Genomic DNA, 10376 nt, shown 5'->3' with positions numbered 1-10376 from the left:
GGCGGATATGGTTGTGGAGGACGTGGTGGATATGGTTGCGGCGGATATGGCTGTGGAGGACGTGGTGGATATGGTTGTGGTGGATATGGCTGCGAAGGTCGTGTCGGATACGGTAATGGGTTTAATGATGGATATGGACTACCAGAAGGCATGCTAGGGTGAAACGGAATAGTAACATCAACATCTTCGGGATTTAATCTAGGATTGACCAATGAAACACACCTTTCTTCGTTTTTCTTTTCTAACATATGCCCACTATTATGATTGTCGTAGGCATTAAACTCGGTGAAAGAGCAATACTTGTATAATTCATTAAAATATAAAATGTTATAAAATATATCAAATTTAATTATAATAAAAGGAAATATTATTAAAGGATGTTTTAGATAAATGGCCATTATAAAAATCAAGAAAATTAAGATACAAAATTTACGTAATGTACGACATGGTGAAATTGTTTTAACGGTGAATTTTGAGACATTTTTTAAGGCTAATGTTGTAGGTTTATACGGACAAAACGGTTCAGGGAAAACAACTATTGTTGATGCATTTGGCTTGCTAAAGGCACTTATCTCCGGCTGGATTACTGAAATAAAATTACCGTCTCAGGAAAAGAGATTAATTATGGCAGGGGAGGATACGGCAAGTATTGAGTTCGAGTTTCTTGTAGAAAATCAATTTGGCGCATTTTCCCTCAATTATTATGTAGAGTTAAAAGAAGATCAAAACAGACTGTACACAACGGTTGAACGTATAGCCTACAGAGAGAATGAGAAAGGAAAGCGTTCAAAGATTCTAATTAATGTGACAGAGGAAGACATACAACTACGTAAAGCAAATCTTTCTGATATGAATGAAAAAACGCGGATCCAATTACTAGTCATTCATCAACTATCTAAAAAACAATATACGTCCTTTGCCTTTCATAAAGATTTAAAGCCAATATTACAAGACAGGCTATCAGAGCTAGAAATGCAATTACTTCATAATTTAGCAATAGATTTTAATCGAGATTTACATGTTGTTAATAATCAAAATATCGCACCATTATTTGAGGAGCGCATCATGCCATTTAGTATCCATCTAGAAAAAACTCGTGGTTCTATCCCTTACAATTTGAAAGGGCCAGCGTTATTGCCAGAGGATACGTTTAATGTGTTATGTGAAGTAATAGAGCAAAGTAATCGTGTATTATCAGCGATTATTCCAGGTCTGACTATAAAGATTAATGTAATTACAAAACAAACTATGGATAATGGGGAAAAAGGAATCCGTTTCGAATTTTTATCACAGCGAGGGGAGCGCGAATTACCACTACGGACAGAGTCAGAAGGGATTTTGAAAATTATCTCTGTACTCAGTGTGCTCATTGCCGTTTATAATAACCCGAATGCTTGTGTAGTGATTGATGAATTAGATTCTGGTGTTTTTGAATATTTATTAGGTGAGTTGTTAACAGTGATTGATGAGGACGGAAAAGGCCAGCTTATTTTTACGTCTCATAATTTACGCGTGTTAGAGGTGCTTGCTATTAAAAATTTATGGTTTACGACAACGAATGAGGAACGTCGTTATATGCAGCTAAAGGGTATTAAAGAGGTAAATAATGCTCGGGATGTTTATTTACGTGCAATTCAGTTGGGCGGACAGGATGAAGAGGTTTATAAAGAAACGAAGATATTTAAAATTAAGCGTGCCTTTAGAAAAGCGGGTGTCCAGCGTGACTAAAAAGGTTCTTTTAATCATTGTAGAGGGACAGACGGAGCAAATTGTTTTAGAGGATTATCTAGAAGAACATTTTGCAAGTTCTACGGTTCGCTTCGATGTACAACGGGAGGATATTTTAACGAAATGGGATGCTCATAAGAGGATACCTAATATTAAAAATAGTGTTGCGCGAGTGATTCAGAACTATTTGGAGAAGTATAAGTTTTTAGCGAAGGATTTAACTGCTGTCGTTCATATTACTGATGCAGACGGTTGTTTTGTTGCTCCAGAATTTGTCAAAGTGAAAGAAGATATTGAGCAAAATTTATATTATACAGAAGATGCGATATTGGTGAAGTCTGAGAAGCGTAAGGAGCAAATCGAGCAACGAAATGAAATGAAGGCGAATAATGCCAAAATCCTAGTGGCGAATGATCATTTTAGCATTCAACGATTAAGAATACCGTATCAGCTATTCTATTTTTCTACAAACTTAGAGCATGTACTATGGAATGAGCGCAATGAAGTAGCAACGGAAAAGGTGCAAAAGGCTGATGAATTTATGGACAGTTTATCGAGTTCCATAGAAGAGTTTTTAAAAGTCTATCTTCCAGTTAACGCAGAGCTTCCGTATAAAGAAAAAATGAAAATGAGTTGGTCATTTTTAATGGAGGGCTGCAATTCGTTACAGCGTGGAACGAATGTGCCGTTATTATTTGAAATGATTAAATCAGATGTACAATAGAGTGTAACTTTAATCAGTGGGGGCCACAGCTCCCGCTGATTTTTAATCTTCACCAAAAGGCTTTAACGGGCAGTTAATGTCTATGCCCTCCATTAATCGTTGGAGGGTATTTTATTGTGTAGAAGACAAAATATAAATTAGAGCAACATGCCAGTGTTAAACATCGTTGGTTTGTCAGCGTTTTTTGGCTGCTTTACGAAATAAAAGCGTGTATAAAATCTTGCATATGATTATTCCTAAAGGACTTACTGCTCCCATTTCTCAAAGAGGGGGGCTTTGTTTCAAAAACCTTATTAATACAAATGTTGATATAACATTATTTCCTAGATTTTTATAGCCTAAAAAACGGTGCGACTTTATTTTAAACAATACAACTTTGTCTTATATCGACAACAGTAGATAGTTTTATCAATTTTTGTTCAATATATGACAAAAATTGATTTTGAAACTTTAATAGACTAGTGGTATAGGGTTCTCTAAACACCTTAAGTGTTGTTCTAGCAACAGTTCCTTATTGCAATTTCGAACATTTGCATATTAGAAAGAAGTTTTTACTTTCTGATTTTTAAATATTTATTGCTAATGATATGCTATTATCATACCCGGGTAAAAGCAAGAGCTTTCCCTTTATATTGAACACATTGAAATGGAATGCCCAACAAATGCAATACTCAAACTAAAAATAGCAATATCTTTTTCTTAAAATACCTCCTTCAAAAAACTTTATATCAGCAATTTTCACAGTAATACTCGCAATAATTTTCAATGCAAGTGCTTCGGAAAAAATTCGGAATATTTTGAATGAGGAATTGATGAATTAGCTATCAATAGAGACTATTAATAATTATAAAATGAACATTTCTCCGTATACTCGCATCAAAGTTTATTGAAAATGCCTGTATGACAAAGCCGCAATGCATAAATGCCATGAATTTCTGGTACGTTTTAAATGTTTTAGCTTCAAGAGGTTTATTATTATAAATGTGTAATAATAATTGAAAACCCCGATCCATAAAGACGATGAATAAAAATTGCATAAACTGTATCCCGATTTCACCGAGTATCTTATAACCAAGCGAAGAATCTTTGAGCAGTTTACATTTTTTCCTTTCCTAATTCATAAGCTTTATAGGTATGATTTTATCAAGCTAGAAGGGGGCACTGACATTCAAATACATGTTGTACGGGCAGGAGAGTCCATATGGGGTATTTCGCAGGCGTATGGGACAACAGTTCAAAGTATTGTAGATGCCAATCAAATTCCTGAACCAAATCGATTAGTTATAGGGCAAGCTCTTGTGATACCGATTGTCGGAAATTTTTATTATGTGCAGTCAGGAGATAGTCTATATTCAATCGGCCAACGCTTTGGTATGAATTATTTAACACTTGCTCAAGTCAACAATATTAGTCCGAGTCAGCCTTTATCGATTGGTATGCGACTGTATATTCCACCTCAACCAAAAACAAGAGCTGAAACATTGGCATATTTAGAGCCGAGAGGGACATTCGTTAGTGAGGCATTACTAAGTCAAGCAAGAGAAGCGGGTCCATTTTTAACGTATCTCGCTCTATTTAGCTATGAGGCAAGGCGAGATGGAACGCTTAAGGTACCACCAAGTCAAGGTGTGGCGCAAATTGCAAATGATACAGGTGCTTCTCTAGCAATGGTTGTCTCAAATTTGGAGAATTTTAGTTTTAGCGGTGATTTAGCGAGAGATATTTTTCAAAGTACAGCCGTACAGGATTTGCTCTTCAATAATATTCTTGAAGAAGCAAAACGTTTAGGAACCGTTAGAGATATTCATTTCGATTTTGAGAATTTGCCGGGCGATCAACGAGAAGCGTATAACAATTTTTTAAGGAGAGCGGTGAGTCGATTCCATCCACAGGGATATACCGTATCGACAGCGCTAGCTCCAAAAACAAGTGCTAGTGAGCGAGGTCCGTGGACGGAGGGGCATGATTATAAAGCACATGGAGAAATAGTGGATTTTGTTATGTTAATGACTTATGAATGGGGGTATTCTGCAGGTCCGCCCATGGCAGTATCGCCACTTCCAGAAGTAGAAGCGGTTGTTAAATATGCAGTAAGTGAGATACCTCGGAACAAAATTATACTTGGACAGAATTTATATGGGTATAACTGGACACTGCCTTTTGTCCAGGGGGGGCCTAATGCAGAAGCAGTTAGTCCACAAAGAGCGATCGAAATTGCTAAGAAATATAATGCTGCTATTCAGTTTGATTTGAGATCTCAAGCTCCGTTCTTTGAATATTATGATGAGCAAGGTAGAGCACATGTGGTGTGGTTCGAGGACGCAAGATCCATTCAAGCGAAGTTTAATTTAATCAAACAGTACAAACTTCGCGGAGTAGGCTATTGGAAGTTAGGCCTCCCATTCCCACAAAATTGGTTATTGATCGGGTCAAACTTTGATGTAGTAAAGAAATGAGAATCTTAAGGAGCAATATAAGATAGCTCCAGGTCAGTTCTATTTTCTTATAAATATAAATAATCTGTAAAATTAGATTTCCATTTCTGGTAATCTATATTATAATTATGGTAAATGATATTTTAGGAGGTATATTTTGGGTAAATTTAAAAAATTAGGTATCATTCTAACGTCTACTGCATTTTCAGTGGGTGTACTTTCGCCAATGGCACAAGCTTCAGCAAATGTAAAAGAATCGCAAGAGAGAGTGGCGATCCAAGTTGCTTCAACAGAAACAAAGGTATCAAAAAGTGTGCTTATTAAGCAATTGAATACATTATTCCCTAACAAGTTCAAATTTGTAACAGAGAAAGATTTCTCAATGGGGGAAGCGCATTACTTTAATGATGACAAAACAATACGCTATGAATTAAGCTTCCACAAGACAATCGATGGCAAAGACGTTTATGGTGATTTTACTTTTAAAGGCGAAGATTTAGAATTAGAATATTTCCACTATCAGCCTGCTAATATAGCGGATGCATTGTATCCAGTGAAGTATTCAGAGACTGAGGCAAAGAAAATTGCCCAAGACTTCCTAAAGAAATTGCCGAATACTGCGAACTACAAGCTTCGTGAAGACAATTGGTATGGTGATTTTGGTTTTAGTTTTAGTAGACCTTTATCTGAACCAATTACGTATTCATTCACTTATTCGCCAACACATGATGGTGTACCACTAATTAATGAGAATCTCAATATTACAGTTCTAGCAAATGGTGAAGTTACAGATATGTATCGTAGTACTGAGTCAACTAGTAAGGCAACATTTGATAACTTAGATCAGAAAAAGAATGAATCAGATATACTTACACAGGTTCGAGAAAATTTATCAGTTGATTTACGTTATGTCATTGACACTAACTACCAAACAGGTGAATCTATTGCTAAGCTTGCGTATATGCCCCCATCAAGTTTCGCTGGTGTACATGCATTAAATGGGCAGTGGAAGACAATGAATGGTTTCACTTCCGAAGTACCAAAGGAAAAAGAAGTAGAAAAACTGGCATCCCAACCACTTGAACCTAGAAAGAAGAACGTTACAGTAGAAGAAGTTGAAGAGTTAGCTAAGTCTTTCTTAAAAGATGATTCAGGCAAATCGGAGCTGAAAATTGATTCGATTAATGAAAGAGAAAATGAAAATGGTGAGACAATTTATTCAGTAAATTATATGTATCATATAAAAACTGGTGGTTATGGTACATCATTTGAAGTGAACAAAGCAACAGGTGAGATTACAGAATACTGGGATATACGTAGAGATTTCATAGAGACAGATGTTAAAGTACAACCAATTGCAAAAGATGCTGCTTTAGCAAAAGCGATAGGCTACTTAAAAGAGTGGGCTCCGTCTTATATTCATAACTATTCGAAGCCACTAGAAGATGTAATCTATGATAAAGATAGCGAACGCTATTACTTCTCCTTCCCGCGTGTTGTCAATGGCATTGCCGTAGTAGGGGATGCAATTTCTGTTGGTATTAGTGCAGATGGTAGATTAAGTTCTTTAAATATTAATAATCACAAGATTGATAACTGGCCGTCTGTAAACAAAGCTATTCCTGCTGATAAAGCAAAAGCAACGTTCAATGAAGGGTTAAAATTGGAGCTACAGTATGCGAAACAAGATGGCGAGGATAAGCACCACTATGATTTAGTATATTCTCCGGTTTATAATGGAAGTATATTCAATGGTATTGATGCAACAACTGGTAAGTGGCTTCATGCTGCTGATGATGCTAAAGGAAAACCAGCTATTTCTCATCCAAAAGCTGGAGAAGAATTAACTTATTTACTACAACAAAATGTATTGGAAGTTAAAGACCCAGCAAACTTTAATGCTGATACAGCTGTAAACAAGGGAGAAGCTTTGAAAATCTTAGTTAAATCATTATCATACGGACATTATGATTTTAGTCCTTATGGAAGAGGCGACGAGAAGCAATCCTTTAATAATATTGACAAAAAGCATCCATTATACGGAGTTGTTGAACAAGCTGTAAGAATGGGTATTATACAACCGGGTAATCAATTTGCATTAGATACAGAATTGACTCGTCAAGAGCTTGCAGAATGGTTAGTACGTGTATTGAATTTAGAAAATGCTGCTAAGCATAGTGACATTTACAAATTAAACTTTGCTGATGCAAGCTCAATTAAACCGGAATACGCAGGTTATATTGCTTTAGCAAGTGCGATGGGACTAATGGATGGTCAGCAAAATAAATTCAATGCTACTGGGAAAGTGACGTATGCAGATTTGGCAATATCTACAGTTCGTCTAGCGAAGGCTGTTTATGAGGAAAACAACGGCCGCCATTACTATTATTAATCAGTAATCGATATATGAAAGGGTATCTCCTAATTTTAGGGGATGCCCTTTTAACTTCTTTGAATGAAGCTAAAATAGCTCTATGTCCATTCTATTTTATGGTAAAAATAAACAATCCGAAATATTATTTCTATTCATGGTAATATATACTATAATAATGATAAATGATAATCTAGGAGGGGTATTTTGGTAAAATTCAAAAAGTTAGGTATCATACTAACATCTACTGCATTTTCTGTTAGTGTACTTTCGCCAATGGCACAAGCTTCAGCAAATGTAAAAGAATCGCAAGAAAGAGTTGCGATACAAGTTGCTTCAACAGAAACAAAAGTAACGAAAAATATGCTTATTAAGCAATTGAATACACTATTCCCAGGCAAGTTTAATTTTGTAACAGATAAAGATTTTTCAATGGGGCAAGGGCATTATTATAATGATGACAAAGCGATACGCTATGATTTAGGCTTCCATAAGAGAATTAATGGCAAAGACGTTTTTGGCAATTTTACTTTTAAAGGCGAAGATTTAGAATTAGAAAATTTCTACTACCAACCTGCCAATATAGCGGATGCATTGTACCCAGTGAAGTATTCAGAGGTGGAGGCAAAGAAAATTGCCCAAGACTTCCTAAAGAAATTGCCGAATACTACGAATTACAAGCTTCGTGAAGACAGTATTTTTGGTGATTTTGATTTAAGTTATAGTAGACCTTTAACTGAACCAATTAGGTATTCATTCACTTATTCACCAACACATAATGGTGTACTAATTAGTGATGAGTCTATCAATATTGTAGTTCTAGCGAATGGTGAAGTTACAAGTATGTATCGTGATACTGAGTTAACTAGTAAGGCTACATTTGATAACTTAGAACAGAAAAAGAATGAGTCAGATATACTTGCACAAGTTCGCGAAAATTTGTCAGTAGATTTACGTTATATGGCTGACTATAATTACCAAACAGGTGAAGCTAGTGCTAAGCTTGTGTATATGCCGTCAACAGGCTTCAATGGTGTACATGCAATAAATGGGCAGTGGCAAACAATGTATGGTTTCACTTCTCAAGTACCGAAGGAAAAAGGTGTAGAAAAACTGGCATCGCAACCACTGGAACCTAGAAAGAAGGACATTACAGTAGCAGAAGTTGAAGAGTTAGCTAAATCTCTCTTAAAAGTTGATTCAGACAAAGTAAAGCTACAAATTGATTCGGTTGATGAAAGAGAAAACGAAAATGGTGAAACAATTTACGAAGTGAATTATATGTATTATTTTGGAAATGAAGGCTCGGGCACATCATTTGAAGTGAACAAGGCAACAGGTGAGATTACAAACTACTGGGATATACGTAGAGATTTCATGGAGACAGATGATAAAGTAGAGCCAATTTCAAAAGATGCTGCATTAGCAAAAGCGATCGACTACTTAAAAGAGTGGGCTCCGTCCTATATTCATAACTATTCAAAACCAATAGAAGATACAGCATATGCCAAATACAGCAAACAGTATTACTTCTCCTTCCCACGTATTGTCAATGGCATTGCCGTAGTAGGGGATGAAATTTCTGTTGGTATTAGTGCAGATGGGAAATTAAATGCTTTACATGTTAATAATCGTAAAATCGATAATTGGCCGTCTGTAAACAAAGCTATTCCTGCTGATAAGGCAAAAGCAACGTTCAGTGAGGGGTTAAAATTAGAGCTCCAGTATGCAAAACAGGATGGTGAGGATAATCACCACTATGATTTAGTGTACTCTCCAGTTTATAATGGAAGCATGTTTAATGGTATTGATGCAACAACTGGTAAATGGCTTCAAAATGTTGATGTTGCCAAAGAAAAACCAGCTATTTCACATCCGAAAGCTGGGGGAGAATTAACTTATTTACTACACCAAAATGTATTAGAGGTTAAAGACCCAGCAAACTTTAATGCTGATGCAGCTGTAACCAAGGGAGAAGCTTTGAAAATTTTAGTTAAATCCTTATCATACGGATATGATTTCGGTCCGAATGGAAGAGACAATGATAAGCAATCCTTTAATAATATTGACAAAAAGCATCCATTATACGGAACCGTTGAACAAGCTGTAAAAATCGGTATTATACAACCGGCGGATCAATTTGCAGTAGATAAAGAATTGACTCGTCAAGAGCTTGCAGAATGGTTAGTACGTGTACTAAATTTAGAGAGTGCTGCTAAGCATAGTGACATTTACAAATTAAACTATACTGATGCAAGCTCTATTGACTCAGCGTACGCAGGTTATGTTGCTTTAGCGAGTGCAATGGGGCTAATGGATGGACAGCAAAATAAATTTAATGCTACTGGGAAAGTGACGTATGCAGATTTGGCTGTATCTACAGTTCGTCTAGCAAAGGCTGCTTATGAGGAAAACAGAGGTCGCGATTTCTATTATTAATCGATAATTTATACATGAAAGGGTATCTCCTATTTTAGGGGATGCCCTTTTTAACTTCTTTCAGCAGTTGTTTTCTGTACCGAAAGTGAAACGGCAGTTACAAATATGACGAGGCATAATTGATGATTACAGTAAAACAAAAGGATTGCCGTTAATTATTTTATATGTTATTATTATCTCGAATTAAAGATAAATGGATTCGAAGTAAATGAGAAGAGGGAGTCGTATGAAGGAAAACAATCGTAATTTAAAAGCTTTTACGGTCTTGTTCCGGGCGTATCAAACGATTCAGGATGCAACAAAGAGAGATTTGCTTCAATATGATTTAAATCCAACCGAATTTTCAGTACTTGAGTTTTTATATCACCATGGTGAGCAACCAATTCAAGTGATTGGAAAGAAAATTTTAATTGCTAGCAGTAGTATTACGTACGTTATTGATAAGCTCGAACAAAAAGGTTTTGTGTATCGACATGCTTGCCCAAAGGATCGTCGTGTCACATATGTTTTATTAACAACTGAAGGACAAACGTTGATGGAAGAAATATTTCCAAAGCATGAACAAAAAATTAATGAGATTTTTGAAGTATTAGATCAACAGGAGATGGACACAATGATCCTGTCTCTAAAAAAGGTTGGTTTAAACGCAGTTAAAAAATAAAAAATTTTACATATTTAT

The 10376-nt window shown here is 35.9% G+C and carries 6 protein-coding genes; all 6 read left to right on the top strand.

The features are described 5' to 3' along the window. The first annotated feature begins 390 nt into the window (after nucleotides 1-390). The 6 genes from ACFXN8_RS16190 to ACFXN8_RS16165 all read left to right on the top strand — a co-directional run bounded on the left by ACFXN8_RS16190 (nucleotide 391) and on the right by ACFXN8_RS16165 (nucleotide 10358). A complete protein-coding gene (locus ACFXN8_RS16190; RefSeq protein ID WP_386846501.1) occupies nucleotides 391-1728 on the top strand; it encodes an AAA family ATPase in 1338 nt (445 codons plus the stop codon). Further along, nucleotides 1721-2452: a hypothetical protein gene (locus ACFXN8_RS16185; protein WP_386846499.1), complete on the top strand. Its 732-nt coding sequence runs from the start codon at nucleotides 1721-1723 to the stop codon at nucleotides 2450-2452. Before ACFXN8_RS16190 ends, ACFXN8_RS16185 begins: the two co-directional genes overlap by 8 nt. Before the next feature lie 1166 nt (nucleotides 2453-3618). Beyond that, nucleotides 3619-4908, top strand: coding sequence for a LysM peptidoglycan-binding domain-containing protein (locus ACFXN8_RS16180; RefSeq protein WP_386846529.1), 1290 nt, complete (start codon nucleotides 3619-3621; stop codon nucleotides 4906-4908). A gap of 136 nt (nucleotides 4909-5044) precedes the next feature. Then, the gene (locus ACFXN8_RS16175) at nucleotides 5045-7279 is read left to right on the top strand and encodes a YcdB/YcdC domain-containing protein (RefSeq protein WP_386846497.1); all 2235 of its coding nucleotides are present in this window, start codon (nucleotides 5045-5047) and stop codon (nucleotides 7277-7279) included. A 186-nt stretch (nucleotides 7280-7465) separates the two neighbouring features. Next, complete coding sequence (locus ACFXN8_RS16170) at nucleotides 7466-9697, top strand: YcdB/YcdC domain-containing protein (protein ID WP_386846495.1); 2232 nt, start codon at nucleotides 7466-7468, stop codon at nucleotides 9695-9697. Between the two features lie 226 nt (nucleotides 9698-9923). Next, complete coding sequence (locus ACFXN8_RS16165) at nucleotides 9924-10358, top strand: MarR family winged helix-turn-helix transcriptional regulator (protein ID WP_386846493.1); 435 nt, start codon at nucleotides 9924-9926, stop codon at nucleotides 10356-10358. Nucleotides 10359-10376 lie beyond the last annotated feature (18 nt).

It is taken from the genome of Lysinibacillus sp. NPDC059133, assembly GCF_042755925.1.
Lineage (GTDB): Bacteria > Bacillota > Bacilli > Bacillales_A > Planococcaceae > Lysinibacillus.
Note: the sequence above shows the minus strand (reverse complement) of the source record. Positions and strands in the feature narration are given on the sequence as shown.